The sequence below is a fragment of the Megasphaera paucivorans genome (assembly GCF_900103535.1).
In the GTDB taxonomy this organism is placed as follows: domain Bacteria; phylum Bacillota; class Negativicutes; order Veillonellales; family Megasphaeraceae; genus Megasphaera_A; species Megasphaera_A paucivorans.
The window spans coordinates 69,117-94,336 of the sequence record NZ_FNHQ01000005.1 but is presented as its reverse complement, the minus strand read 5'-3'; the positions used below and the strand labels follow the sequence as shown (position 1 = coordinate 94,336).

The 25,220-nt window shown below is 48.8% G+C and carries 27 protein-coding genes; 26 read left to right on the top strand and 1 reads right to left on the bottom strand.

The genetic code is table 11. From position 1 onward, the window contains the following. The 22 genes from BLR11_RS03605 (at nucleotide 1) to BLR11_RS03500 (ending at nucleotide 19,928) form a co-directional block, all read left to right on the top strand. Nucleotides 1-549, top strand: coding sequence for a BMC domain-containing protein (locus tag BLR11_RS03605; RefSeq protein ID WP_091648261.1), 549 nt, complete (start codon nucleotides 1-3; stop codon nucleotides 547-549). Between the two features lie 140 nt (nucleotides 550-689). Continuing rightward, nucleotides 690-1,589: a PocR ligand-binding domain-containing protein gene (locus tag BLR11_RS03600; RefSeq protein ID WP_091648318.1), complete on the top strand. Its 900-nt coding sequence runs from the start codon at nucleotides 690-692 to the stop codon at nucleotides 1,587-1,589. 26 nt (nucleotides 1,590-1,615) lie between these two features. After that, a complete protein-coding gene (gene metK, locus BLR11_RS03595) occupies nucleotides 1,616-2,788 on the top strand; it encodes a methionine adenosyltransferase (protein ID WP_218118712.1) in 1,173 nt (390 codons plus the stop codon). 279 nt (nucleotides 2,789-3,067) lie between these two features. Beyond that, complete coding sequence (locus BLR11_RS03590; protein ID WP_091648259.1) at nucleotides 3,068-5,650, top strand: glycyl radical protein; 2,583 nt, start codon at nucleotides 3,068-3,070, stop codon at nucleotides 5,648-5,650. A 37-nt stretch (nucleotides 5,651-5,687) separates the two neighbouring features. Beyond that, complete coding sequence (locus tag BLR11_RS03585) at nucleotides 5,688-6,623, top strand: glycyl-radical enzyme activating protein (protein WP_091648258.1); 936 nt, start codon at nucleotides 5,688-5,690, stop codon at nucleotides 6,621-6,623. A gap of 13 nt (nucleotides 6,624-6,636) precedes the next feature. Next, nucleotides 6,637-7,431, top strand: a complete 795-nt coding sequence (pduB, locus tag BLR11_RS03580; RefSeq protein WP_091648256.1) for a propanediol utilization microcompartment protein PduB — start codon at nucleotides 6,637-6,639, stop codon at nucleotides 7,429-7,431. 40 nt (nucleotides 7,432-7,471) lie between these two features. Then, nucleotides 7,472-7,750, top strand: coding sequence for a propanediol utilization microcompartment protein PduA (gene pduA / locus BLR11_RS03575; RefSeq protein ID WP_048513691.1), 279 nt, complete (start codon nucleotides 7,472-7,474; stop codon nucleotides 7,748-7,750). 20 nt (nucleotides 7,751-7,770) lie between these two features. Continuing rightward, entirely contained in the window at nucleotides 7,771-8,514 is a 744-nt protein-coding gene (locus tag BLR11_RS03570) for a hypothetical protein (protein ID WP_091648255.1), read from the top strand. Between the two features lie 18 nt (nucleotides 8,515-8,532). Further along, nucleotides 8,533-9,132, top strand: coding sequence for a BMC domain-containing protein (locus BLR11_RS14720; protein WP_091648253.1), 600 nt, complete (start codon nucleotides 8,533-8,535; stop codon nucleotides 9,130-9,132). Nucleotides 9,133-9,150: 18 nt separating this feature from the next. Beyond that, nucleotides 9,151-9,411, top strand: a complete 261-nt coding sequence (locus BLR11_RS03560; RefSeq protein WP_091648251.1) for a EutN/CcmL family microcompartment protein — start codon at nucleotides 9,151-9,153, stop codon at nucleotides 9,409-9,411. 56 nt (nucleotides 9,412-9,467) lie between these two features. Next, complete coding sequence (gene pduA / locus BLR11_RS03555; protein ID WP_091648250.1) at nucleotides 9,468-9,776, top strand: propanediol utilization microcompartment protein PduA; 309 nt, start codon at nucleotides 9,468-9,470, stop codon at nucleotides 9,774-9,776. A gap of 61 nt (nucleotides 9,777-9,837) precedes the next feature. Beyond that, a complete protein-coding gene (locus BLR11_RS03550; RefSeq protein ID WP_091648247.1) occupies nucleotides 9,838-10,482 on the top strand; it encodes a phosphate propanoyltransferase in 645 nt (214 codons plus the stop codon). Between the two features lie 13 nt (nucleotides 10,483-10,495). Continuing rightward, entirely contained in the window at nucleotides 10,496-11,305 is an 810-nt protein-coding gene (gene eutJ, locus BLR11_RS03545) for an ethanolamine utilization protein EutJ (RefSeq protein ID WP_091648245.1), read from the top strand. Nucleotides 11,306-11,325: 20 nt separating this feature from the next. Continuing rightward, nucleotides 11,326-12,759, top strand: coding sequence for an aldehyde dehydrogenase family protein (locus BLR11_RS03540; RefSeq protein ID WP_281240840.1), 1,434 nt, complete (start codon nucleotides 11,326-11,328; stop codon nucleotides 12,757-12,759). 15 nt (nucleotides 12,760-12,774) lie between these two features. Continuing rightward, nucleotides 12,775-13,902 carry a 1-propanol dehydrogenase PduQ gene (locus tag BLR11_RS03535; RefSeq protein ID WP_091648241.1) on the top strand — a complete coding sequence of 376 codons (1,128 nt, stop codon included), beginning with the start codon at nucleotides 12,775-12,777 and terminating at the stop codon, nucleotides 13,900-13,902. 335 nt (nucleotides 13,903-14,237) lie between these two features. Further along, on the top strand, nucleotides 14,238-14,408 hold the full coding sequence (locus BLR11_RS03530; RefSeq protein ID WP_091648239.1) for a transposase: 171 nt from the start codon (nucleotides 14,238-14,240) through the stop codon (nucleotides 14,406-14,408). A gap of 321 nt (nucleotides 14,409-14,729) precedes the next feature. After that, nucleotides 14,730-15,050 carry a P-II family nitrogen regulator gene (locus BLR11_RS03525; protein ID WP_091648237.1) on the top strand — a complete coding sequence of 107 codons (321 nt, stop codon included), beginning with the start codon at nucleotides 14,730-14,732 and terminating at the stop codon, nucleotides 15,048-15,050. Nucleotides 15,051-15,178: 128 nt separating this feature from the next. After that, a complete protein-coding gene (locus BLR11_RS03520; RefSeq protein ID WP_245675071.1) occupies nucleotides 15,179-16,150 on the top strand; it encodes a branched-chain amino acid ABC transporter permease in 972 nt (323 codons plus the stop codon). Nucleotides 16,151-16,153: 3 nt separating this feature from the next. After that, nucleotides 16,154-17,131 carry a branched-chain amino acid ABC transporter permease gene (locus tag BLR11_RS03515; protein WP_245675070.1) on the top strand — a complete coding sequence of 326 codons (978 nt, stop codon included), beginning with the start codon at nucleotides 16,154-16,156 and terminating at the stop codon, nucleotides 17,129-17,131. Beyond that, entirely contained in the window at nucleotides 17,103-17,873 is a 771-nt protein-coding gene (locus tag BLR11_RS03510; protein ID WP_425433748.1) for an ABC transporter ATP-binding protein, read from the top strand. The genes BLR11_RS03515 and BLR11_RS03510 overlap by 29 nt, the downstream gene beginning before the upstream one ends. 10 nt (nucleotides 17,874-17,883) lie before the next feature. Further along, the gene (locus tag BLR11_RS03505) at nucleotides 17,884-18,588 is read left to right on the top strand and encodes an ABC transporter ATP-binding protein (protein WP_176762861.1); all 705 of its coding nucleotides are present in this window, start codon (nucleotides 17,884-17,886) and stop codon (nucleotides 18,586-18,588) included. Between the two features lie 164 nt (nucleotides 18,589-18,752). Beyond that, a complete protein-coding gene (locus BLR11_RS03500; RefSeq protein ID WP_091648230.1) occupies nucleotides 18,753-19,928 on the top strand; it encodes an ABC transporter substrate-binding protein in 1,176 nt (391 codons plus the stop codon). A gap of 166 nt (nucleotides 19,929-20,094) precedes the next feature. Here BLR11_RS03500 and BLR11_RS03495 read toward each other — a convergent pair whose 3' ends face one another. Further along, the gene (locus BLR11_RS03495) at nucleotides 20,095-20,601 is read right to left on the bottom strand and encodes a GNAT family N-acetyltransferase (protein ID WP_091648229.1); all 507 of its coding nucleotides are present in this window, start codon (nucleotides 20,599-20,601) and stop codon (nucleotides 20,095-20,097) included. Nucleotides 20,602-20,781: 180 nt separating this feature from the next. Here BLR11_RS03495 and BLR11_RS03490 point away from each other — a divergent pair, with 180 nt between their 5' ends. From BLR11_RS03490 to BLR11_RS03475, 4 genes are all read left to right on the top strand, one after another. Then, nucleotides 20,782-21,396, top strand: coding sequence for a TetR/AcrR family transcriptional regulator (locus tag BLR11_RS03490; RefSeq protein ID WP_091648228.1), 615 nt, complete (start codon nucleotides 20,782-20,784; stop codon nucleotides 21,394-21,396). A 73-nt stretch (nucleotides 21,397-21,469) separates the two neighbouring features. Then, nucleotides 21,470-22,534 (top strand): HlyD family secretion protein, encoded by a 1,065-nt coding sequence (locus BLR11_RS03485; RefSeq protein WP_218118711.1) that lies wholly within the window; start codon nucleotides 21,470-21,472, stop codon nucleotides 22,532-22,534. Continuing rightward, a complete protein-coding gene (locus BLR11_RS03480) occupies nucleotides 22,531-24,057 on the top strand; it encodes a DHA2 family efflux MFS transporter permease subunit (RefSeq protein WP_091648226.1) in 1,527 nt (508 codons plus the stop codon). The genes BLR11_RS03485 and BLR11_RS03480 overlap by 4 nt, the downstream gene beginning before the upstream one ends. 212 nt (nucleotides 24,058-24,269) lie before the next feature. Next, entirely contained in the window at nucleotides 24,270-25,178 is a 909-nt protein-coding gene (locus BLR11_RS03475) for a metal ABC transporter substrate-binding protein (RefSeq protein ID WP_091648224.1), read from the top strand. Nucleotides 25,179-25,220: the final 42 nt, after the last annotated feature.

Sequence of the window (25,220 nt, the reverse complement as noted above, 5' to 3'; positions counted from 1 at the left end):
ATGTACAAAGCAATAGGAATGCTGGAGGTTTCCAGTATTGGCAAGGGTATGTATGCAAACGATTTGATGTTGAAGGCTTCGGAGGTAGGAGTCGTTACGTGCGGCTCTGTTTGTCCGGGAAAATATATTTCCATTATCCATGGAGATGTAGCAGCGGTAGAGAATGCGGTCAAGGTAGGCATCCAAGCCTGTGAAGGCCAGTATGTCGATTCTATTGTGATTCCCAATGTGCATGAAGGTATTTTTCCGGCCATTACGGGAACTACGATGCCGGAACATCGGGATGCGCTGGGGATTATAGAATCTTTTTCGCTGGCATTTATGATCCGTACTGCCGATATTGCATTAAAAACGGCGGCGATCGAGGCGATCGAACTGCGTCTGGGAACGGGTCTGGGCGGCAAGGCATATTTTACCTTTACCGGAAACGTGGGAGCTGTTGAATCGGCCGTCAAGGCGGTCGTGGCGGATGCCGGGGAAAACGGACTTCTCTTAGATACGGAAGTGATTCCTCACCCGTCTGAAAAATTCTGGGCCACGTTGTTTTAAGTCTTGGCGCCCGTATTTCTTCGGTTCCTATATCGTGTTGAATTATATATTTCGGTACGTCTGGCAGATAACTAGGATAGTGTTGTGTTAGCGTGTTTAACTATTACAGCTCTATGAAAAGCTGTGGAAAGGAATATAAAATGACGACATTTACACCGACTAAGGACGTTACAGTCAAACAAGTAGTAAACAGTATCATGAATGATTACACCAATGCGACGGGAATCGCCTGCGTGTATGTAGATATTAAGGGAAAAGAACGATCCTATAAATATAATTTTACCAGTTTTTGCCAATTTATGCGGAGTATTCCCCAGTTTCGTGATAAGTGCAACAAATGCGATGTGAACGGCGGGTTAGAAACTTTTAAAAACCGATTTTGTTTTCCTTATCGATGTCATGCCGGGTTAGTGGATTTTGCAGTGCCCATTGTCAGTACGAACCAGTTGAACGGGTTTATTGTTTCCGGGCAGATGGCTTCAGAGGACACGCGGATCCCGCAGTTTCAAAATGTGACAGAGTGGTCTGATATTAACGGGATGTACAAGCGGTATCAAGATTGTCCCCATTACCGGTACGAAGAGATCATGAGTGCTTCGCGCGTATTGAATACCTTGACGACGTGTTATTTTCCTTTCAGCGACACACAGCTGAATACGCTGTTCCCTACCAATGAGATAGGCAGCGAGCCGACTCGTGATTTGAGCGCGATCACGCGGCCGGAGATCTGCAAGACGGTAGAATATGTCAAATCTCATTTGTGCTGTAATTTGACGCTGCACAGCATTGCGGATGAAGTATTTCTCAGTGAGTCGTATCTTTCCAAATTATTTAAGCAAGAAATGAAAATGAACTTGATGCAGTATATCAATCAGTGCCGCATTATTGAGGCACAGCGGATGCTGACGCAATCCAAATGGTCTGTGGATATGATCAGCCGCCGTCTGGGATATCACCGTACCAGTTATTTCTGCAAGATATTTAAACAGTTTACCGGAGATACGCCGCATGCGTATCGAAAGAAGCATGAAATAGATTAACCAATTGCCTGGAGGAGATGATGGGAATGGGAAACTGTCATTATACGTACATGACGTCGGAGGCGGTGACCGAGGGACACCCCGATAAAATATGTGATCAGATTTCAGATGCTATTGTAGATGCTTATTTAATACAGGACGAAGCATCGCATGTAGCGGTAGAATCGTTTGTATCGGGAAATTCATTGACCATTGCCGGAGAAGTGTTTTCGCGAGGTCATGTAGATATAGCGGCAGTTGCCCGTCAAGTAATCCGGGATATTGGGTATACCGATCCGGCGCTGGGGTTTACGGCGGATACGTGTCTTATATTTTCTAATATGCATCAGCAATCTGCCGATATTTTTCAAGGGGTAAAAAAGGATGACGGCGATACGCAGATCGGCAGCGGCGACCAGGGCATCATGTACGGGTATGCTACCAATGAGACTTCGAACTATATGCCCGTTACCTGCAATTTGGCACAGGCCTTGGTGCGGCGGCTGGATACGGTGCGGCATCAGACGGTCATGGGCAACCTGCTGCGGCCGGACGGAAAGTCGCAGGTCACCATGCATTTTGATGCCGACGGGCATGCCGACGGGCTGCACAGCGTTATCGTTTCGGCACAGCATGCGGAAACGGTGGAACAGGAGGCCTTGCGGCAGCTGATTCGGCAGGTCATTATCGAACCGGTCTGCGGGACTTGGCTCCGGCCGCAGACGCGGATCCATATCAATCCTACGGGGCGGTTCGTGGTAGGCGGTCCGGCAGGAGATACGGGGCTGACGGGGCGAAAAATCATGGTCGATACGTATGGAACTATCGCCAAGCACGGCGGCGGGGCTTTTTCCGGCAAGGATGCGACTAAGGTCGACCGCAGTGCCGCCTATATGGCACGGTATGTTGCCAAGAATATTGTAGCCGCCGGATTGTGCGACCGCTGTGAGGTATCTATTGCCTATGCCATCAGCGGAATTTATCCGGAGGCGGTGCAGATTCAAACCTTTTGCACGGAGCATGTGCCGCACAGCCGGATTGAAGAAGCCGTCCAACAGGTATTTTCCTTCACGGTCGCCGATATTATCCGGACGCTCGCACTGCGCCGGCCGCAGTTTCGAAATACGGCGGTATATGGCCATTTCGGCAGGGAAGAGGAAGGCTTTTTGTGGGAACGCACGGATAAGAAGGACGAACTGCGGCAGTTAGCAGGAAAATAAATAGTATAACACAGGACACCATCACGGGTAGTACGGATGGTGTCTTTTTTGTTTTCCGGCTGCTCGAAGCGGGGGATATCCCAGCGGCCGAAACGGCTGTTTTTTCGTGGGAAAGGGAGACTATCAAAAAAGTGTTATTTCCGAAATAGGCGAATAATTTTGTTGTATTAGATCATGCTATAATCTATTCGAAACATCGAATTGAGATTATCGCATAGGCCTAGATACATCGCGATTTGATGTCATACGTTAGCAGTAAAATACTAAGGAGGTATTGTTATGGATGTGTTAGAAAAAGGGTTTTCCCAACCGACGGATCGAATCAAAGCGTTACGGAATGCAATTTACGATGCGACACCAACTGTAGAAGCAGATCGCGCGGAATTAATAACGGCTTCGTATAAAGAAACAGAAGGGATGCCAATCGTTATTCGCCGGGCTAAAGCGGTGGAAAAGATTTTAAATGAAATCCCGATTGCCATTCGCGACAATGATTTAATTGCCGGGGTACTTACGGTCAGCGTGCATGGCTGCCAGATTTATCCGGAATATTCCTATGACTGGGTGGAAAAAGAATTTGATACGATGGCTACTCGGATGGCGGATCCGTTTGCTATTCCTAAAGATACAGCCAAGCGTCTGCATGAAGTATTTCAGTACTGGCCGGGTAAGACAACAAGCGAATTAGCAACATCTTATATGTCCCAACCGTGCCTGGATGCACAGGCTAACGGCATTTTCACTGTCGGCAACTACTATTTCAACGGAATCGGTCATGTCTGCGTTGATTATGGCAAAGTGCTGCAGAAAGGGTTTGCCGGCATTATTCAGGAAGCGGAAGAAGCGAAAGCCAACTTGACGCCGCTGGATCCGGAATCCATCAAGAAACAGCAGTTCTATGATGCCGTTATTATTTCGTATCGGGCAGCGATCCAGTATGCCAACCGCTATGCTGATTTGTGCAGCCAGCTGGCAGCAAAAGAAAGCAATGCCGCCCGCAAAGCGGAATTGACGCAGATCGCCGCCAACTGCCGCCAAGTGCCGGAACATCCGGCAACCACGTGGTGGCAAGCCTGCCAGTCCTTCTGGTTTGTACAGTTGATTCTGCAGATCGAATCCAGCGGCCATTCTATTTCGCCGGGCCGTTTTGATCAGTATATGTATCCGTTCCTGGCGGCTGATACGAACATCAGCCATGATTTTGCACAGGAACTCCTGGATAATATCTGGATCAAATTCAATGATTTGAATAAAACGCGGGATGACGTATCCGACCAAGCGTTTGCCGGGTATGCACTGTTCCAGAATATCCAGTGCGGCGGTCAGAATGAAGACGGCATCGATGTTACCAATCCGCTTTCTTACATGATGATCGATGCCGGTGCCCATGTAGCTATGGCAGCCCCGTCCTTCTCTATTCGGTACTGGAACAAGACACCGGATGAATTCTTATACCGGGCGTGTGAACTGGTCCGTCTCGGATATGGCTATCCGGCGATGTACAATGACGAAGTCATTATCCCGGCACTGGAAAACCGCGGGATCAATTTAAAGGATGCCCGCAATTACTGCATCATCGGCTGCGTGGAACCGCAGGTTCCGCATAAGACGGATGGCTGGCATGATGCGGCGTTCTTCAATATTGCCAAGGTCCTCGATGTTACCCTGCATAACGGCCGCAGCGGCAAGACGCAGTTAGGACCTAAGACCGGAGAAATGAAAGATTTCCAGAATCTGGGAAGTTTGATGGTAGCGTATAAAAAACAGATGAGTTATTTTGTACGGCTCTTGGCCGAAGCGGATAACTGTGTCGATTTTGCCCACATGGAACGCTGCCCGCTGCCGTTTGAATCGGCGATGGTAGATGACTGTATCGGACGCGGCAAGAGCGTGCAGGAAGGCGGCGCTATTTATAACTTTACCGGTCCGCAGGCCTTTGGTGTTGCCGATAACGGCGACTCCTTCGCAGCGATACAGAAACACGTATTTGAAAATAAAGAAGTTACGATGGCGCAGTTAGCGGAAGCGATGGATCACAACTTCGGGTATGACGATGCGACCGGAAAGATACAGCAATGGTTTGGTACGGGCGGCGGCCAGTGCTGCAGCAGCGATGCCAACATGGATGAACGGCAGATATATGAAGCGGTAAAACGCATTTTGAGTGCCAACGGCAATATTGATATTGATCAATTGCAGCGGGATCTCAAAACAGGAACGGAAAATTGCGCAGCTCCGGCGAGTACCGGAGATACAGCACAATATCAAAATATCAAACGCATTATGGAAAACACCACGTGGTTCGGCAATGATGATGATTTTGTCGATCAGATCACACGGGAAGCCGGACAGATCTATGCCCGTGAAGTGGAAAAATACAAGAACCCCCGCGGCGGACAATTCCAAGCCGGCTGCTATCCGGTATCGGCAAACGTGCTTTTCGGCAAAGATGTAGCACCGCTTCCGGATGGACGTCTTGCCTGGACACCTCTGGCCGACGGCGTATCTCCGCGTGCCGGCTGTGATACGAATGGCCCGACGGCGGCAGCTATGTCTGTAGCTAAGCTGGGACATGAAATTTTCTCGAATGGGACCTTGTATAACCAGAAATTCAGTCCGTCCGCCTTGGCCGGAGATGACGGCTTGAAACGTTTTGAAGCCATGTGCCGTGCTTATTTTGAAAATAAAGGGATGCATGTGCAGTTCAATGTTATCGACAGAGCTACGCTCCTTGATGCACAGCAGCATCCGGAAAATCACAAGGATCTGGTTGTCCGTGTTGCCGGGTATAGTGCGCAGTTTATTTCTTTGGCTAAAGAAGTACAGGACAATATCATTTCCAGAACGGAACATACATTTTGATTCCCGCTGCGGATAGTACCCGTGAGAAAGGGAGGATATGATGGAAATTCAGTACCAGACAGAGGGAGATATCTTTGATATCCAGCGATTCTCACTGAATGATGGTCCGGGGATCCGAACGATCGTGTTCTTGAAGGGCTGCCCCCTTTCCTGCTGGTGGTGCAGCAATCCTGAGTCACAGCGGCGCAGACCGGTTGTCATGTATAATGAAGCGGAATGTCTGCATTGCAGACGCTGTGAAAGCGCCTGCAAGCAGCATGCCGTTACCTTTACGGAGGACGGCGTACGACATTTTTCAGATGATATATGTATCGGCAGCGGCGATTGCGCGGCGGTTTGCCCGTCACAGGCACTCGTCATGAAAGGCAGCCGCATAACCGTGGAGAATTTGATCAACGAACTGAAAAAAGAACGTTCCATGTTCCGGCGTTCCGGCGGCGGAGTTACCTTGTCCGGCGGCGATCCGCTGATGCAGATCGATTTTGCTGTCGAATTGCTTAAGGCATGTAAAGCACAGGGATGGAACACGGCTATCGAAACGGAATGCTGTGCCGAAAGAGAAAATATATTGCGGGCCGTTCCGTATATCGATCATATCATGGTCGATATCAAGCATATGGATGAAGAAAAACACCGCATATTTACGGGTGTTTCCAATCGGTTGATCTTAGATAATATCAGGGCTGTTGCCGCTTTTTCACCGATTACGATACGGGTGCCGGTAATCCCGCATGTAAATAATACCGAAAAAGAAATCGGAGATATTGCCCGTTTTGCCGCTGCATTGCCTAATGTACAATGCGTCAATCTGCTGCCGTATCATTCGTTAGGTGAGAACAAATATAAGATGCTCGGCCGTGAGTACAAGATGAATCGTTTGAGTGCGAAATCGTTAGACAATGAAGCGTTAGAAAAGTACCGTTCCCTTGTGGAACAAGCAGGAGTGCCTTGTAGAATAGGCGATGAATCCTAAAGGAGGGACATTCATGGATCAGGAATTATTAGAAAAAGTGATGAACCAGGTAAAGGCAGAACTCAATACTACCGGCGAACAACATGGCAGTAAAGGGGATGCTTCCGGGATCAATCATGCGACAGGAACAACAGAGTTTGTAGGAACATCGGTAGGGGATACGATCGGGTTGGTTATTGCCAGTGTAGATCCGATGCTCAAAGATTCGATGAAGTTGGGAAAATTCCGTTCGATCGGAATTATCGGCGGACGTACCGGTGCCGGACCGCAGATCATGGCAGTAGATGATGCCGTTAAAGCAACGAATACAGAAATTATTTCTGTTGAATTGCCGCGTGATACAAAAGGCGGTGCCGGTCACGGCTCCTTGATCATCATCGGGGCGGAAGATGTATCCGATGCCCGCCGTGCAGTAGAAACGGCACTTTCCGTATTGCCCAAGTATTTTGGCGATGTATACGGCAATGAAGCCGGACATTTGGAATTCCAATACTCCGCGCGTGCCAGTTATTGCTTGGAAAAAGCATTGGGTGCTAAATTTGGCAAAGCGTTTGGCATGACCTGTGCCGGACCGGCAGCTATCGGTGTCGTATTGGCGGATACAGCTGTCAAAGCGGCGAATGTCGAAGTTGTCGGCTATTCGTCTCCGTGCAATGGCGGCACAAGCTATTCCAACGAAGTTATCTTGTGTTTCAGCGGTGATTCCGGTGCGGTACGGCAGGCTGTCAAGGCAGCGATCGTGGTAGGCAAAAAACTGTTGGGGACACTCGGCGGTGAACCTAAGTCTACGACGACACCGTACATTTAAGTACAACTAGGATGGAAAATTATAAACTGGAGGAATTATCATGACAAATGAAGCATTAGGTATGGTTGAAACGAAAGGCCTTGTAGGCTCCATTGAAGCAGCCGATGCAATGGTAAAAGCTGCTAATGTAACCTTGATAGGGTATGAAAAAATCGGTTCCGGATTGGTAACCGTTATGGTCCGCGGCGATGTAGGTGCTGTTAAGGCAGCTGTTGATGCAGGTGCGGCATCGGCAAAAATCGTCGGTGAAGTTGTTTCTGTCCACGTTATTCCGCGTCCGCATACGGATGTAGAAAAAATCCTGCCGCATTTGGACTAGGTCGTCGATGAGGTGATGTTTTGGATATCAACGGAAATGAGTTCAAAGAAATGGTCATGCGTATTGTGCGGCAGGTCTTGCAAGAACAACAACATTCGGCGCGCCGATTGTATATCATCTTTGAGGATTCCTTTGATGTTCGGTATGATACCTTCTTGCGTTCTCTTACAGGGGACTATGAAATCTGCGCTGTTGTCCCCGACCACTGGCTGGGTTCTCCTTTGGCACAGCGTATCACGGCTTCCTGTACTTGTTGTAAGCTGATAGGCCGGACGGCGTCAGTGAATCTATCTGCAGCTGATTCACTGACCGTCTATCCGGTAGCTTCGCGGAGCGGCATTGTCAAGGCGGCTCTGGGCATCTGTGATACCTTTGAAACGCGATGGTTTCAACGGTGCCTGTCGGCGGGCGCAGAGGTGCGCATCGTATTGTCGGGACTGGAACCGTTTACGGGAAACGAACCGGAACCGTACAGAGAACGAATCCTATCCTACTATCGCATTTTATTGACGTATGACGTATGGATCGGTTCCTGGGATCCCCGGGAAGAGGTGCCGGATGCCCGTTTTCAGGCACTGCCGGGGGAAAATCACGATACACTGCGAGTTCCCGCAGCCTGTGTTTCGGGGCGGCAGATCATTACAGCTGCCGATGCAGCCGGATACGCAGCGGGGAGCAAGGTATCGATTCCGGAGGGAACGATCATTACTGCTTTGGCACAAGAACGAGCAGCAGAGAAAGACATTCAATTTGTAACTAGGTAAAGAGGCAGGTGAGTACGAGTGGAACAATCTTTAGGACTGGTTGAAGTACGAGGTTTAAGCGGGGCGATCGCGGCAGCGGATGTTATGGTCAAAGCGGCCAATGTGACACTGGTCGAACTGGAAAGTGCCCGCGGCAGCGGGATGATGACGGTAAAAGTAAGCGGTGACGTAGGCGCTGTCAGAGCGGCGGTGGAAGCCGGCAGTGCAGCGGCAATTGCCTGCGGTGCGTTTATTTCTGCCGATGTTATTGCCCGGCCCATTGCCAGTACGGAAACAATGTTCCTGGATTCGTCCAGACGGCGTGAACGGCCGATGTTTTACAACAGCCAGATGTTGCCGGCAGCCGTCGCGGATTCTCCTGCGAGCTCACCGCAGCCGGAAGAACCACACTCCGATCCGACCGCCCGTGAGGCAGCAGCGGAAACCGTGTCTGACGCAGTGGCTGCGGCAGATTTGAAAACGGCAGAGGCAACAGAACCAGAGAAGCCGGAAACAAAAGGATCCAGCGCTTCTCCCCAAGACACAAAGGCAGTATCGGCAACACCCGTAAAAAGAACACGGAAAAGCAAGACAACGGCTAAACGCCGAAAAACTTCGAAAAAGACGCAGGATGAATAGTAAAGAAGGGATTCGATCATGAAAATTGCAAAAGTAACAGGATCCGTCGTTTCAACTAAAAAGGAAGAGGCTTTAGTGGGATCTAAGCTCATGATTGTCCAATTTGAATCGAGTACAGGAGCCGCATACGGCAATGAAGAGGTTGCCGTTGATTACGTGGGTGCCGGAGTCGGTGAACTCGTACTGGTAGCCAGCGGGTCCGCTGTTCGTACACGAGATGCAAATCATGAAAAACCAGTGGATTTAGCTATCGTCGGCATTATTGATTACGTGAATTAGACTGTGCGATAGTATTTCGCCTGCTGCATGATATATACCATAAGGAGGAATAAAAAATGGCAAATGAAGCATTGGGAATGGTAGAAACAAAAGGCCTGGTCGGTTCTATTGAAGCGGCCGATGCGATGGTAAAAGCCGCCAATGTATATTTGATAGGGTATGAAAAAATCGGTTCGGGACTGGTAACGGTCATGGTCCGCGGTGATGTGGGAGCTGTCAAGGCGGCTGTCGATGCCGGGGCTGCTTCGGCGAAAGTCGTGGGACAGGTCGTATCCGTCCACGTTATTCCTCGTCCGCATGCGGATGTGGAAAAGATCCTGCCCCATTTGGTACAAGACGCTCCGGGGACGACAGAAACGGAGTAGGAAAAAAAGGCAGTTTGCGTATATCTCATGAACTGCCGTATAGGAAGGGGCATTTGCAATAATGGAGGAGCAAGATTTATTTGACCTTATTACGGCACGCATACAAGATAAGGTTATTCAATATGACAAAGGAAAAATCAAAGTAGGTGTATCCAATCACCATGTGCATGTGAGTCGTGAGAATCTGGATATATTATACGGTACCGATTACGCATTGACCCAAAAGAGCAAGCTGGGCCAGCCGGGACAATTTGCGGCGAAAGAAACGGTGACCTTGAAAGGACCGAAAGGCGAATTCAAGAATGTACGGATCTTAGGGCCTATCCGCCGGCAAAGTCAAGTGGAAATCAGTAAGACCGATAGTTTTCGCTTGGGTATCGCGGCTCCGATCACCCTTTCGGGCCATCTGGAGGGGACACCGGGCATTACGCTCATCGGTCCGCGCGGTTCTGTAGAACTGCCGCAGGGAGTCATTATAGCCAAGCGGCATATCCACATGACACCGGCACAGGCAGCGGAACGGGGACTCCATGATAATCAAATCGTATCGGTCGAAACCTTCGGCGAACGGCAGGGGGTGTTAGGCGATGTGGTTATCCGCGTATCGGAAGCTTCGGCCCTGGAAATACACGTCGATGTGGATGAAGCCAATGCCTGTTCATTAAAAAATAAAGACTATGTCATGATTTGCCCGGAGAGTTACTAAGTGAGAGGCGCGTATGATGATAGAAAATAAATTGCTGGCAGAATTTGCCGAATTGGTACGAAGCGGACAGACGAAGCCGTTTACAGGTCCTCTGAAGACCGGCGTCGATCTGGGAACCGCCAATATCGTGCTGGCCGTTGTGGATAGCCATAACCAGCCGGTAGCCGGAATGACCACGCCTTCTAAGGTGGTCAAGGACGGAATCGTCGTTGATTATGTAGGGGCCGTGCATGCTGTCCGGACTATGAAAGACGTACTGGAACAGAAGCTCGGCGTGGAATTGACGAAGGCTGCTACGGCTATACCGCCGGGAATCATAGAAGGCAATGTACGCTGTATTGCCAACTGTGTGGCCGGAGCCGATTTTGAAGTGACGAATATCATTGATGAACCTACGGCTGCCGCTACGGTACTGGGAATACGGGACGGCGCGGTCGTCGATGTAGGCGGCGGTACGACAGGAATCAGCATACTGCATGACGGGGAGGTTATCTTCACGGCAGATGAAGCTACCGGAGGAACCCATATGTCCCTGGTATTAGCCGGATATCACGGCATCGATTTTGATGCGGCAGAGCAAATGAAATTGGATCCGGCTCAAGAGGCGGATGTGTTTCCTGTGATCAAGCCGGTAGCTGAAAAAATGGCATCTATTGTCGGGCGCTTTATTTCCGGACGTCCCGTTTCCGATATCTACGTTGTCGGCGGCGCTTGCTGCTTTACACAATTTGAAGACGTATTTGAAAAGCAATTGCACATTCCCGTATGGAAACCGAACGACTGCTTGTTTGTTACTCCGTTGGGTATTGCCATGAACGGATAAAAGAATACATGGGAGGGTGAATGATGAGTACCAATATTGATCCTGAAGTTATGCGGACATTAGTATCGCAGGTTATAAAAGAATTGAAAGAAAAGGGAGCGGGAACCAGCTGTCCGGCACCGACGGCAGCGGCTACCCTATATGGCGTATTTCCGACGATGAGTGAATGCATTGATGCCTCGACAAAGGCACAGGAAGTACTGCTGTTCCAGACACCGGCAACACGCCAGAAATGGGTAGAGGTCATCCGTCATACCTGTTTGGATAAGCGGAATATGGAAATGATGTCCCGTATGGCCGTAGAAGAAACCGCGATCGGACGGTATGAAGACAAGATCATTAAAAATACGGCGGCGGCCAAATATACGCCGGGTATTGAAGATCTGTCGACCGATGCACGGACCGGCGGCCATGGGATTACGTTATTTGAATATTGTCCGTTCGGCGTTATCGGCTCGATTACCCCGACAACGAATCCCACGGAAACGATTATCAACAACTCCATCTGCATGATCGCCGGCGGCAATACGGTTGTATTCAGTCCGCATCCGCGGGCTCGCAAAACCTCGGCTTTCTTGGTGCAGACGCTGAACCGGGCGCTGGAAAAATCAGGCGCACCGGCCAATATGATCACGATGGTGCAAAATCCTTCTATCGAAGCAACCAATGAAATGATGGCCAGCCCCAAGGTCCGCATGCTCGTGGCGACGGGCGGCCCGGGAATTGTCAAGACCGTGTTATCTTCCGGCAAAAAGGCGATAGGCGCCGGTCCGGGAAATCCACCGGTCGTAGTAGATGAAACCGCCAATATCGAACAAGCGGCGAAAGATATTGTGGCAGGCAGTTCGTTTGACAATAACGTACCGTGTATTGCCGAAAAAGAAGTTTTTGCCGTCGATTCTATTTTTGACTACCTTCTGATCAATATGAAGGGTGCCGGATCCTATGAAATCAAGGATCGGGAAACCATAGAAAAACTGTGGAGCGTCGTTTCGAATGAAAAGGGCGGCCCCAAGGTCGAATTTGTCGGTAAATCCGCGCAATATATCTTGGATAAAATCGGAATTCAAGTAGAGGGTTCTATTCATCTGATCATTATGGAGGTAAATAAGGAACATCCCTTTGTACAGACAGAAATGATGATGCCTATTTTGCCGCTGGTCCGCTGCGATAACGTTGACCAGGCCATCGAATGGGCCTATGAAAGCGAACATGGCAATCGCCACAGTGCGATGATGCATTCTACTAATATTGCGAAATTGAGCAAAATGGCAAAACTGCTGCAAACGACTATTTTTGTAAAGAACGGCCCATCTTTTGCCGGACTCGGCATCGGCGGGGAAGGATATCCTACCTTTACCATCGCCGGACCGACAGGAGAAGGACTGACCAGTCCTAAATCCTTCTGCCGCCGCCGGGAATGCGTTTTGAAGGACATGTTCAATATCCGTTGATAAGGAGGAAACCCTATGGCCGAATGTCAAATTGTTACAAAAGTCGTTACAGGCATTCATTCGCTAACAATGCTGCGGACATATCGGAAAGAACGGATACTTATTATTTGCGATCGATTTCTGCGTGATAATGGTACCATTGCACGCGTAACGGAAGAACTGGATCCCAGCAACACTGTGTCCCTCTTTGCCGACACGGTGCCGGACCCGACCTTGGAGGTCATTGCCAGCGGCGTCACCATGGCGGCGGGCATGCAGCCTACGATCCTCATCGGTTTCGGCGGCGGAGCGGCTATCGATACGGCCAAAGGCATTATTTATTTTTCTGTATTTGGCAAGGTCGTAACACAGAAACCGTTTTTCATCGCGATCCCGACGACGAGCGGCACTGGGTCGGAAATGACGGCCTTTGCGGTGCTGACAGATACGCAGACCCGGCGAAAACTGCCGGTCATAGACGACACCCTGTATCCGGACCTGGCGATCTTAGATCCGCATCTGGTCCTGTCGGTACCGCCGTCGGTTACAGCCAACACGGGGTTTGACGTCATTACCCATGCCATCGAAGCCTATGTCTCTGTATCGGCCTCGAACTTTACCGATGGAGTAGCCTGTAAAAGCTTTGAATTAGCACTGCGGTCCCTGCCGGTCTGTTACCATGACGGGGAAAATATAGCAGCTCGCAAAACAATGCTATCCGCATCCAATATGGCCGGCATGGCCTTTAATCTGAGCGGTCTGGGCATGGCACATAGCATGGCGCATACGCTGGGCGGCATATTCCATGTCCCCCACGGACTAGCCTGTGCGATGTTCCTGCCTGCCAGCATCACGTATAACAGCTGCTTATCTGAAGTCAAAGCGAAATATGCCGACTTGGCATATAAAGTCGGCATTGCTCCGCGATCCCTGTCACATGACGGAGCGATAGCGGCACTGCGTGCCGTATTGCTGGCACTGATGGACAATATGGAAATGCCGGGATACATATCCGCACCACCGGAACCCATACCGCAGCAAAAATATGAAGAAGAAATATCTCTTATGGCGCAAAATGCGCTGCAAGATCGATGTCTGCCGGAAAATCCGGTACTGCTTACGTATGCGGCAGCTGTTCGTATTTTCCATGAAATCTATGAATAATGGATGAACAATAGATATTTTAACGCACTCCTATAGAAGCACCATAAAGCCGGAGTTACGCCACACGGGGCGTAACTCCGGCTTTATGGTGCTGATTGGAAAACGGTGTTAATCGGGGCTGATGGTGTAAAACGGATTATAAGCAATCTAGTAATATGTCAACTCTATAAAAGAAAAGATTTCAAAAGGATTCCCAGAAAGTGAGTACACTTAATAAGACTTTTCCTTTAAATTTCAAAAAAGTATGTTCGAAAATTGGATCGGCTATACTAAACTAGACAAATTTTATAAGGTCATGTAAAAATATAAACAAAGGAATAGGAAGAAAGATTTACATGACACCTAGACGAGAAAAAAGAGAATTTATGAATGAATTCAAGGTCCCAATGGTTAAATTATACAACAGTGTAAAACCTCGTTCTGAAATTGCAAAAGAGTATGACTTAACTCTATCAGCCCTTAATAACTGGATACGTAGAATTGATGCTACAGGTTCTGCAAAATAATGTGATAATCGTACGCAAAAACAAGGATTGTTTTTTTTAATAATGTTTTGCCGCCCTTATTTTTTTCTGTTTCTCACCGGTGTTTACGTGGTTTCGGCGGGATGCCGCCGTACTTTTTAAAGCCGCCGTACAAAGGGAGCAGGGGATTGTGCCGATGTATAGTTTTTGTATTTTTTTTTGTGCAAATGAACAATTGTCTATTATCGATAAGAATGTTACACTTAGTAAAATTGAATAACAAATTTTTACGACGACGGGGTCATGATACCATGATTTGCGTCGTTTTTTTATGGAAAAAATGAATGCCGAGGGGGAATCAGGATGGTTGAAATCAAGGCAATTATCAGGAGAGAGAAATTTGATTTAGTGAAACAGCAGCTGGCGGAAAAAGGCTTTAACGGCTTGACTCACTGGCATGTGATGGGCCGCGGAAAGCAAAAGGGGGTTGTCATAGACGGAGTTTGTTATGATGAACTGCCGAAGGAAATGGTGTACCTCGTCGTGCAGGATGAGGATAAAACGGAGGTTGTCACGACGATTATTCATACAGCCAAAACCCTACCCAAAGGGAAGGCCGGAGACGGACGGATTTTTGTCCGCCGAATCGATGAAAGTTATACGATCAGTACACAGCTGATGTAAGCAGAAAAGCAGCGACGTGTGGCAGCCGTCGGGGGCGGTTTGTGTGATTGTACAATCGTATTGGAAAAATGTAAAAAACAGAGTGTCCGGCCATATGGATTTCTCACATAGGAAAGAAGAAGGCACCTTTGTATGGAAGAAGCATACGGTATGGCGTATTGCATATACCGATAGAGATTGAGGGGATTCGGAGAGGGGCGATTATGTTGGGCGATACGTTGTTTTTGCAATTTATACAACAGCTTATCAACGGAATATCACTGGGGAGTATATATGCGTTGATTGCCTTGGGGTATACGATGGTTTACGGGATCATGAAATTGATCAATTTTGCTCATGGTGATGTGTATATGGTGGGGGCCTATGTTGGATTTTTTGCTGCGACAGCTGTCAGGCTGCCGTTTTTTCCCTCCATATTGCTGGCGATGGTGGTTACAGGTGTTTTGGGGATGGCCGTAGAGCGATTGGCGTATAAGCCGCTGCGGCACAGTCCGAAGATAGCCATTTTAACGACTGCCATCGGGGTCAGTTTATTTTTGGAATATACGACCATGCTGGTGCTGACTCCGCAGCCGCGGACGTTTCCGCCGCTTTTGCCGGAGACGATTTACACGGTCGGCGGATTGATCGTATCTTTTCAGCAGCTGGTTATTTTAGTAGTATCCATTATTTTGATGATCTTGTTAACGTATGTTGTCAATCATACAAAAATGGGAAAAGCGATGCGGGCGGTTTCCTATGATCCCGATGCGGCACAGCTGATGGGCATCAATGTAGATAAGACGATTTCCTTTACGTTTTTTGTGGGCTCCAGTTTAGCCGGTGCCGCCGGTGTGCTGGTCGGTATTTATTATAATTCCATCGAACCGCTCATGGGTATCATGCCGGGCATGAAGGCCTTCATCGCGGCGGTGCTCGGCGGGATCGGCATTATTCCCGGAGCGATGGCCGGCGGTCTGATTCTGGGCATCGTCGAGGCGCTGATCAGCGGCTTTATTTCTTCTACCTTCCGCGATGCTGCGGCATTTGCTATTTTAATTATCATTTTACTTATTAAGCCGACAGGCCTCTTGGGCAAAAATGAACATGAGAAAGTGTAGGCGATGATGATGATAAAAAGACTACGTAAGCAAGATGCGATATTTCTCCTTATTTCTTTTGTTGTTTTTGCCGTATTCCAATTCTTGATTTCTGAACGGATATTGAGTTCGTTTTGGCGGCTGAATATTGCCGTTATCTGCCTGAATATTATTCTGGCCTCCAGTCTCAATCTGATCAACGGCATAACGGGCCAGTTTTCTCTGGGGCATGCCGGATTTATGGCGGTGGGTGCCTATGTGTCCGCTGTGTGCACGATGTTTTTTCATTTGCCTTTTATCTGCAGTATCCTTGCCGGAGCGGCGGCGGCCGGCGTGCTGGGATTTTGCATCGGCGTACCGACACTCCATTTGCAGGGGGATTATCTGGCGATTGCCACGCTGGGGATGGGAGAAATCATCCGGATCACGATTCTCAACATTCCGCAGATCGGCGGTGCGTCGGGGATGTCGGGGATCCCGACGGAAACGACCTTTACCTGGTTGTTTTTCTGCATGATCGTGACGCTTTTCGTGCTGAAGAATATCATTAACTCCAATCAGGGGCGGGCCTGTTTATCGGTCCGAGAAAATGATATTGCTGCTTCGGCTATGGGAATCAATACGACGGAGTTCAAGGTATTTGCTTTTACCGTTGCCTCTATCTTTGCCGGTTTGGCCGGCGGTTTATTTTCTCATTATTTCGGCATCGCTCATCCGTCCAGCTTTACCTTTATGCGGTCCTTCGATATCATGACCATGGTCGTGCTGGGAGGCTTGGGGAGTTTGTCCGGTTCTATCATCGGGGCTGTTATTTTGACGTTTATTGCAGCGGTCATGCAGAGCTATCCGGAATATCGCATGATCGTCTATGCCCTGCTCCTGATTATACTCATGCTGTATCGCCCGAATGGCATATGCGGGGATAAAGAGTTGGTCAACGTTATTCTGGGCAGGTTTAAAAAGGGGGGTAAGAATGATGGAACCGTTGCTGAAAACAAGTAATTTGTCGAAATCGTTCGGCGGCATAAAGGCTGTTCAGGATTTTAATATCTATTTACATTCGGGAGAGCTGGTCGGATTGATCGGACCGAACGGAGCCGGAAAAACGACGGCGTTCAATCTGCTGACCGGCGTGTATACTCCCACGACGGGAACCATTGAGTTTGACGGCAAAAGTCTTGTCGGCTTGAAACCGTATAAAATTACCAAGCTGGGAATCGCCCGGACATTTCAGAATATCCGGCTATTTGATAAGTTGACGGTACTCGACAATGTAAAAATTGCCTATCATTACCATATCAAGTACACGCTGCCCGAAGCGATTCTGCGCATCGGCCGGTATGGATCAGAGGAAGAATTGGTAGAAAAAAAGGCCATAGAACTGCTGTCTATCTTCAATTTGACCGATAAAAAGGAGGAATTGGCTTCCAACCTACCGTATGGCCAGCAACGGCGCCTGGAAATCGCCCGGGCATTGGCGGTGCAGCCTAAATTGCTGCTGCTGGATGAACCGGCGGCCGGGATGAATCCGCAGGAAACCAAGGAATTGATGGATATGATCAGCTGGATCCGAAAAACGTTTGACTTGACGATCCTTTTGATCGAGCATGATATGTCTCTGGTCATGGGTATTTGTGAACGCATTTATGTGCTGGAATTCGGCAAAATGCTGGCCCATGGGACTCCGGATGAAATCAAGTCCAATACAGAGGTCATTAAAGCGTATTTGGGAGAGGAGGTGTAGTCGCATGCCGATGTTGCAGTTGGAGGATATTAATGTATACTATGGCGCTATTCATGCGCTTAAAGGAATTACGCTGTCTGTGGAAGAGGGACAAATCGTCAGCCTTATCGGGGCAAACGGTGCCGGCAAAACGACGACGCTGCGCACGATTTCCGGACTCCTTCGGTCTAAAACGGGAGGAATTACGTTTTTTGACAAACCGCTCCAAAAAAAAAGTGCAGAATATATTGTCTGCAGCGGGATTTCCCATTGTCCCGAAGGACGGCGGATCTTTGCGAATATGACAGTCAGCGAAAATTTGGAAATGGGAGCGTTTACCCGCAAAGATAAAAAAGAAGTGGCGGCAACGCTCAAAACGGTATATGAACATTTTCCCCGCTTGAAGGAACGCATGTTTCAAATGGCCGGGACGCTGTCAGGCGGGGAACAGCAGATGCTGGCGATGGGCAGGGCGCTGATGAGCAAACCTAAGCTTCTTCTGCTCGATGAACCCTCCATGGGGCTGGCACCTCTGCTGGTAAAGGAAATCTTTACGATTATCAAAGAGATCCATGAAATCGGCACTACAGTCCTGCTGGTGGAACAAAATGCCCGCATGGCATTATCTATTTCCGACTATGCCTATGTGCTGGAAACCGGAAAGATATCGCTGCAGGGAGAAGCGCGGGCCTTATCGGAAAGCGAAGATGTAAAAAAAGCCTATCTAGGCGGATGATAGCAGCCTGTTCCTTGCGTTTTCCAAGGGATTGCGGGTGTGATTGGTGATTTTTATGTTTTTTCATGGCAAGGGTATTCATGTAATACTACATTATTATATTTTTTCTCTGGGATGAGCCTTCAAAGGCATATGCAGAGGACCTATACGGGGGAGGAACGAGCATGAAAAAATTTAAATTGAGCAAGTGTGTATTGACCGCAATAACCATACTATCCATGGCGGCCATACTGACCGGATGCGGCGGTTCAGAAGGGAAAAAAGCAGATACGATCAAGCTGGGAGCGAATCTTGAACTTACCGGCAACAGCGCATCGTACGGGGCATCTGCCAAAAACGGCATTGAAATGGCTGTCAAGGAAATCAATGACAACGGCGGTCTTTTGGGCAAGAAGGTAGAAGTCGATTTTGCGGATAACCGCAGTGAAGCAACGGAAGCGGCCAACGCCATGCAGAAATTGCTGGATGACAAGGTCGATCTGATCATCGGACCGGATACTTCCAGCGGAGTTCTGGCGTGTGTCAGTACGGCAGATAAGGAAAAAATACCACTGCTGACGCCGTTCGGCACGAACCCGGATATCACGGTGGATCCGGCTACGAAACAGGTTCGTCCGTATGTCTTCCGCGCTGCCTTTATCGATACCTTCCAGGGGAAAGTCATGGCGACCTTTGTCACCAACCAGCTGCATGCTAAAACCGCCGCTGTATATGTAGACAATTCCAGCGACTATTCGAAGGGGCTGCAGAAGTTCTTCGTAGAAGAATTCCAGAAATCGGGCGGCAACGTGGTAGCGTCAGAAGCCTATTTGCAAAAGGATACGGATTTCAAAGCGGCTTTGACGAAAATCAAAGCGTCTAATCCGGATGTCATCTTCGTACCGGGCTATTATCAGGAAGTCGGGATGATCATCAAACAGGCTCGTGAAATGGGAATTACACAGCCGATCGTCGGCGGGGATGGCTGGGACAGCTCTAAATTAGCGGAAATAGCAGGTGCGGCTAATTTGGAAAACTGCTACTTTGCCAATCATTATTCAGCCGATGACACGTCGGAAAAGGTAAAAACCTTTGTTGCTAATTACCAAAAAGCGTACAATCAAAAAGCCGATGCACCGGCAGCGCTGGCCTATGACAGCGTCATGATCGTTGCGAAAGCAATCAAAGATGCCAACAGCATTGATAAAGATAAAGTAAGAGAAGCCTTAGGCAAGATAAAAGATTTTGATGTAGTAAGCGGTAAAATCACCTTTAACGAATTCCATGATCCCGTTAAATCAGCGGTCATCCTGACCTTTAAAGGCGGACAGCAAGCATTTGTAACTAAAATTGCACCTTGAGTGCGTTAGTCGTTTATCCGCAGTACGAAAGGCGATAGGATAGTAAAGGGTTGCGGCACAGCTGCCCTTTCTACTGCGCCTGCCAAACACGCCGAAACACGGCGGCCTTCATCGGCTGCCGTGTTTCGGCGTGTTTTTGTTCTTATGCTGGTTGCAGTGGACCTGCCTATTTCATTACTTTTTCAAAGCGAAAGAAATAATCGCCGCCGATCATCGTGTCGGGCATCGTGGGGTCCTTGTGATAGGGGTTAAAAAATTCTACGGCATGAAACCCGCAATGATTGATATAAAAATGCAAGTTCCTTTTTTCAAAATACGGGGTACAGGTTTCCCATACGATCGTATGGGGATAGCGTTTTTCCAGTTCCTTCCAGATCGCACTGCCTATACCGGTACTCTGGATCCCGTATTTGACATACAAAAAATCAAGATGATTATGCTGCGTTTCTTCGTCGATCACGACGATAGCACCGCCTGCCATTATTCCGTCTGCGACGGCTTTGTAAGCGACAGCTCCTTTTGCGGCAAGGGAGTTATTTATATCGTCCTCCGGCAGTATTTCAACGGATATATGGGCAAACTCGTTGGCGGCGCCTTGCTGAAAGGCCTCCTGCATATCTTTTTTATAAACGGGCATATCCTCTGCACATACAGGCAGCAACTGAAAATTCATGGTAATTCTCCCTCCTGTTTCCGGCGCTCTCTGCGCAAGTTCCTATCCTGTATTGTACCATAGTTTTCCCGTTGGAAGGGGACTCTGTTTTTTTCAGGAGACTTGCCATATCTATTTTTTTGTATTATAATTGAACTCGAGTTCAGTATTAATTTTTTTACAGGGAAAGGAAGCAAACAGATGGCGCAGGTGTTGAAGGAAGAAATCAAAAATAAAATATATCAGATGACCATCGAAGAATTTTATCATCATGATTATCAGACGGCGACCTTGCGGAATATTGCCGGCAATGCCGGAATCCCGGTCGGCCTTATTTATAGTTATTATAAGAATAAAGCCGATTTGTTTGATGCGATCGTCCGGCCCGTGTATGCGGCGATCAAGCATATGTTGACGGCAGCCGAATCGCCGAATATGCCGTATGAGCACAAGCAAAATTTCCATGTGCAGGTGGAACTGCCATTTCTTTTGCATATGCTCAAGAATAACCGCCGGGAAATTATTATTTTGAGCGATAAGAGCCAGGGGACGGTGTATGAAAATACAAAGGAGGAGTTTATCCGGCTGACGGCAGAACACATACAGGCACAATTGAAATACAAGCTGAAGGATGAATTGGAAATAGATAGTTTATTTTATCATATGCTGGCGAACAATTTTGTAGAAAGTCTGTTGGAAATCGCCAGACATTATAAGAATGAACAATGGGCCGAGGATATGATGCGGCTTTTTACGCAGCAATATTTTTCAGGTGTCGATTCCCTGCTCAAGGATTCGTATCGAGTTTTGGGGTAGTTCGTTTTTTTGAATCAATATTGAACGATTGTTCATGATTATTAAAATGCATACGAGAGGAGTTTGGATACCGATGAACAACATACAGATCAACAAGAAAACTATGCGCTGTATTATTGCCGCGGTTCTGTTGATCGCAGGAGTATTAGGGGGATACGCATATTATAGCGGGCAAACGGTTTCTACGGATGATGCGGCTATAGATGGAAATACCGTCGTATTAAGCCCTAAGGTACAAGGGTATATCAAGCATATTTATGTGCAGGATAATCAGCAGGTCCATGCCGGTGAGATCGTGATGGAGGTAGATCCGGCAGATTACGAGACAAAATTGACGACCGCTCAGACCGCACTGGCGGCTGCTCAGGCGGCATTTGATGCGGCTAAGCATCAACATCAGGAAACAGCGGTCACGGCTCCGGCCAAAGTGACGGCAGCGGAGGAACAGCTGAAGGGAGCCCAGGCCGCTTGGAAAAAAGCACTTTTGGATAAGCAGCGGATGACCGTATTAGCTCAAAGCGGTGCTTGTGCGCAGAAGGAATTGGATCAAGCTGTTGCCGCCGAGAGCCAGACCCGGGCTGCCGCAGCCCAATATGAGGCGGAACTGGCGGCTGCCCAAGCGGCTCCGGAGGCGATTGCGGCGTCGCAAAGTACGGTGGAACAGCTGCAGGCAAACGTAGCACAAGCCCAGGCGGCCGTTACCCAGGCACAGCGTGATTTACAGCATACCAAAATAGTGGCGCCGGCAGATGGCAGGATCACCAAACGCAGTGTAGAAGCGGGATCCTATGTAGAGGCCGGCACACCGCTATGTACACTGGTCAGCCAAGACCTGTGGGTGACGGCGAATTTTAAGGAAAACCAGATCAAACATATACATCCCGGCTGCCGGGTGCAGATAATCGTGGATGCCTACCCGGCATGGAAGCTGACAGGCGTGGTCGATAGTTTTCAAGCAGGAACGGGATCTTATTTTTCCCTGTTTCCCGCCGAAAACGCGACAGGTAATTTTGTCAAAATCACACAGCGTATTCCCGTCAAAATTAAATTGGATTCGCTTCCCCCGTCGGCTGCCCTGTTATTGGGACCGGGCATGTCCGTGGTTCCTACGGTTTATATAAAGGATGGTTTCCTATGACGGCGAAGCCCTTTGCTGTTTCTTTTGCCGTCAGCCTAGCGGCATTCATGGAAATCCTCGATACGACGATTACCAATGTGGCGCTGACACATATTGCCGGCGATCTGAGTGCCAGTATGGAGGAAAGCACGTGGATACTGACGTCGTATTTGGTGACGAATGCCATTATTTTGCCGGTCTCCGGGTGGTGTTCCGAACGGTTTGGACGCAAGCGATATTTTATCGGATGCATTGTCGGGTTTACGATAGCTTCTTTTTTATGCGGCATAGCGACTTCGCTCCCGGCATTATTGTTTTTCCGGTCCCTGCAGGGAATCGCCGGCGGCGGCTTGCAGCCGAGTCAGCAGGCGATTATCAAGGATAGTTTTCCCGTGGAAAAACTTGGCAGCGCCTTTGCTGTTGTCGGTCTCGTCAATGTGTGTGCGCCCGTGATCGGTCCGGCTTTAGGCGGCTGCATTACGGATGCGCTGAGCTGGCGGTGGATTTTCTTTATCAATGTCCCCGTAGGCATTTTGGCGGCGGTATTAGTAAAAAAACTGGTCCCGTCGGAGGGCGACACGCCGGTCAAGCTGTCCCTTGATTATATGGGCTTTTCTTTTTTGGCCGTCGGCATAGGCGCACTGCAAGTCGCGCTGGATACGGCGGAACAACATGACTGGTTTGCCGATGCCGGGATCACGGCACTTTTCAGTATTTCCTTTATCAGTATGACCCTGACCATCTTGTGGCTGCTGCGGCAGGAACACCCCATTGTCAATCTGCGGCTGTTTGCGATTCCCCGGTTTACGATTGCGTGTGTGATGATGTTTTTCACGGGAATGCTGGTCAATGTCAGCGTGATGCTGCTGCCTCAGCTGGTTCAGAAGTATTACGGATACGATGCGACTACGGCAGGGATGATTTTGGTTCCCGGCGGATTGGTCATGCTGGTGCTTCTTCCGCTAACCGGCAAACTATTAAAGAAGGTGAAGCCCGGGTATCTGATCGTGTTCGGTATGTTCATCAGTGCGGTGGGCATGTGGGTATCCCGGGGGATTACACTGTATAGTGATTCCTTTTATTTTGCCGGCATGCGGATACTGCAAATTTTAGGGACGCCCTTCCTGTTTGTCTCCCTCTTGGCCGTAGCCTTTTCCCGTATTCCTGCGGCAGAAAGCAATCATGCCTCGGCTCTTATTTCGCTCATGAAAAATTTGGGCGGTAGTTTTGGAATTTCCCTGATGACCAGTTATTTGACGCATCATCAGCAGATAGAACAAGCCTATTTAGTATCGCAGCTGACACCCGACCATGTAGGGTATGTACTGGGACTGAACCAATATGCCGGTGTTATGCAGCAGGCGCATGTGCCGTCATTGCTCTCTGCCGGAGCACTGACACACGGTGTACTTCTGCAAATCTATCAGGCGCTGCAGATGCAAGCCGGTATTCTTGCCTTTGTCGATACATTTCAGCTATTGGCCGGATTGTTTTTAGGACTTACGGTATTGGCCGTACTCCTGTCGGTAAAGACGCATACGTAAGAATTATATTTTCCATTTCCCGTCGAAGAGGTATACTCCGTACCTTCAAAAAACAGTTTTCGATGGATGGCAAGGTGTAACTGCGTTTCGAGAGGGAGACATCCCGCACATAAAGGGGGAAGCGGGTTGACGGCTACGTAATTTCATGCTATGATATCTTCTATATTGCGAATGCAAATTATTTGCAACTAATGCAAGGGAGGTACCTGGTAATGAGAAAATGGATAGTACTGGCTATCAGTGCACTGCTGGCCGTCGGGCTGCTGACTGCCTGCAGTCCGGGTAAAACGGCAGAAGAAACTTCTTCTTCCAAAGTGAAGGTAGCGGTCACGTTTGATGCGATGCGGGAATTTGTACAGGCTGTAGGCAAAGACAAAGTCGAAATCGTCAATATGATTCCGGATGGAACCGAACCGCATGGATTTGAACCTACGATAAAAACATTAAAACAATTGGGGACGGCCCGCTTGTTTGTATACAACGGCCTGGGGATGGAACCTTGGGTAGAAAAAGCGGTGCAAACCGCCGGAAATAAAAACTTGATCGTGGTGGAAGCATCTAAGGGAATTAAGCCGATTCCGCTGACCGATACAGAGGAAATACAGGAACATGGCCAATATGATCCGCATTCCTGGCTGAGCCTCGAAAATGCGCAGATCGAAGTGAAAAATATTGCCGAGGCACTGGCAAAAGCGGATCCTGACAATGCGGACTTCTACCAAGCGAATGCAACGGAATATACGGCACAGCTGCAGCAGGTGGAGGAGGAATATGCCCGTAAATTCCAAGCCTTGCCAAACAAGCAATTTGTCACGGGACATGCCGCGTTTGCCTACCTGTGCCGTGATATGGGACTGCAGCAAAACAGCATTGAATCTGTATTTGCCGATGGAGAACCGAGTACGCAGCAGTTGGTCCGTCTGACGGAATATTGCCGCCAGCACCATGTAAAAACTATTTTTGTCGAAGACATGGTCAGCCCGAAAACCTCACAAACCCTGGCTGACGAAGTAGGCGCCTCGGTCAAGCAGATACACACGATGGAAGCCAGTGAAGGCGGTGCCTCCTATCTCGACCGGATGAAAGAAAACTTGGATGAAATTTACAGCAGTCTGCAATAACCCCTGTCAGGGAGGGGACTGTTGAGATACATCCGACTTATA

Excerpts from the sequence above, each read along its gene's own strand:
- BLR11_RS03540 (WP_281240840.1), top strand. The coding sequence starts at position 11,326 with ATGATGAGTACCAATATTGATCCTGAAGTTATGCGGACATTAGTATCG.
- BLR11_RS03510 (WP_425433748.1), top strand. The coding sequence starts at position 17,103 with ATGATGGAACCGTTGCTGAAAACAAGTAATTTGTCGAAATCGTTCGGC.
- BLR11_RS03490 (WP_091648228.1), top strand. The coding sequence starts at position 20,782 with ATGGCGCAGGTGTTGAAGGAAGAAATCAAAAATAAAATATATCAGATG.
- BLR11_RS03585 (WP_091648258.1), top strand. The coding sequence starts at position 5,688 with ATGATGGAAATTCAGTACCAGACAGAGGGAGATATCTTTGATATCCAG.
- BLR11_RS03515 (WP_245675070.1), top strand. The coding sequence starts at position 16,154 with ATGATGATGATAAAAAGACTACGTAAGCAAGATGCGATATTTCTCCTT.
- BLR11_RS03475 (WP_091648224.1), top strand. The coding sequence starts at position 24,270 with ATGAGAAAATGGATAGTACTGGCTATCAGTGCACTGCTGGCCGTCGGG.
- BLR11_RS03530 (WP_091648239.1), top strand. The coding sequence starts at position 14,238 with ATGACACCTAGACGAGAAAAAAGAGAATTTATGAATGAATTCAAGGTC.
- BLR11_RS03550 (WP_091648247.1), top strand. The coding sequence starts at position 9,838 with ATGGAGGAGCAAGATTTATTTGACCTTATTACGGCACGCATACAAGAT.
- BLR11_RS03480 (WP_091648226.1), top strand. The coding sequence starts at position 22,531 with ATGACGGCGAAGCCCTTTGCTGTTTCTTTTGCCGTCAGCCTAGCGGCA.
- BLR11_RS03525 (WP_091648237.1), top strand. The coding sequence starts at position 14,730 with ATGGTTGAAATCAAGGCAATTATCAGGAGAGAGAAATTTGATTTAGTG.
- BLR11_RS03560 (WP_091648251.1), top strand. The coding sequence starts at position 9,151 with ATGAAAATTGCAAAAGTAACAGGATCCGTCGTTTCAACTAAAAAGGAA.
- pduA (WP_048513691.1), top strand. The coding sequence starts at position 7,472 with ATGACAAATGAAGCATTAGGTATGGTTGAAACGAAAGGCCTTGTAGGC.
- pduA (WP_091648250.1), top strand. The coding sequence starts at position 9,468 with ATGGCAAATGAAGCATTGGGAATGGTAGAAACAAAAGGCCTGGTCGGT.
- BLR11_RS03500 (WP_091648230.1), top strand. The coding sequence starts at position 18,753 with ATGAAAAAATTTAAATTGAGCAAGTGTGTATTGACCGCAATAACCATA.
- BLR11_RS03605 (WP_091648261.1), top strand. The coding sequence starts at position 1 with ATGTACAAAGCAATAGGAATGCTGGAGGTTTCCAGTATTGGCAAGGGT.
- BLR11_RS03590 (WP_091648259.1), top strand. The coding sequence starts at position 3,068 with ATGGATGTGTTAGAAAAAGGGTTTTCCCAACCGACGGATCGAATCAAA.
- pduB (WP_091648256.1), top strand. The coding sequence starts at position 6,637 with ATGGATCAGGAATTATTAGAAAAAGTGATGAACCAGGTAAAGGCAGAA.
- metK (WP_218118712.1), top strand. The coding sequence starts at position 1,616 with ATGGGAAACTGTCATTATACGTACATGACGTCGGAGGCGGTGACCGAG.
- BLR11_RS03600 (WP_091648318.1), top strand. The coding sequence starts at position 690 with ATGACGACATTTACACCGACTAAGGACGTTACAGTCAAACAAGTAGTA.
- BLR11_RS03495 (WP_091648229.1), bottom strand. The coding sequence starts at position 20,601 with ATGAATTTTCAGTTGCTGCCTGTATGTGCAGAGGATATGCCCGTTTAT.
- eutJ (WP_091648245.1), top strand. The coding sequence starts at position 10,496 with ATGATGATAGAAAATAAATTGCTGGCAGAATTTGCCGAATTGGTACGA.
- BLR11_RS03505 (WP_176762861.1), top strand. The coding sequence starts at position 17,884 with ATGTTGCAGTTGGAGGATATTAATGTATACTATGGCGCTATTCATGCG.
- BLR11_RS03485 (WP_218118711.1), top strand. The coding sequence starts at position 21,470 with ATGAACAACATACAGATCAACAAGAAAACTATGCGCTGTATTATTGCC.
- BLR11_RS03535 (WP_091648241.1), top strand. The coding sequence starts at position 12,775 with ATGGCCGAATGTCAAATTGTTACAAAAGTCGTTACAGGCATTCATTCG.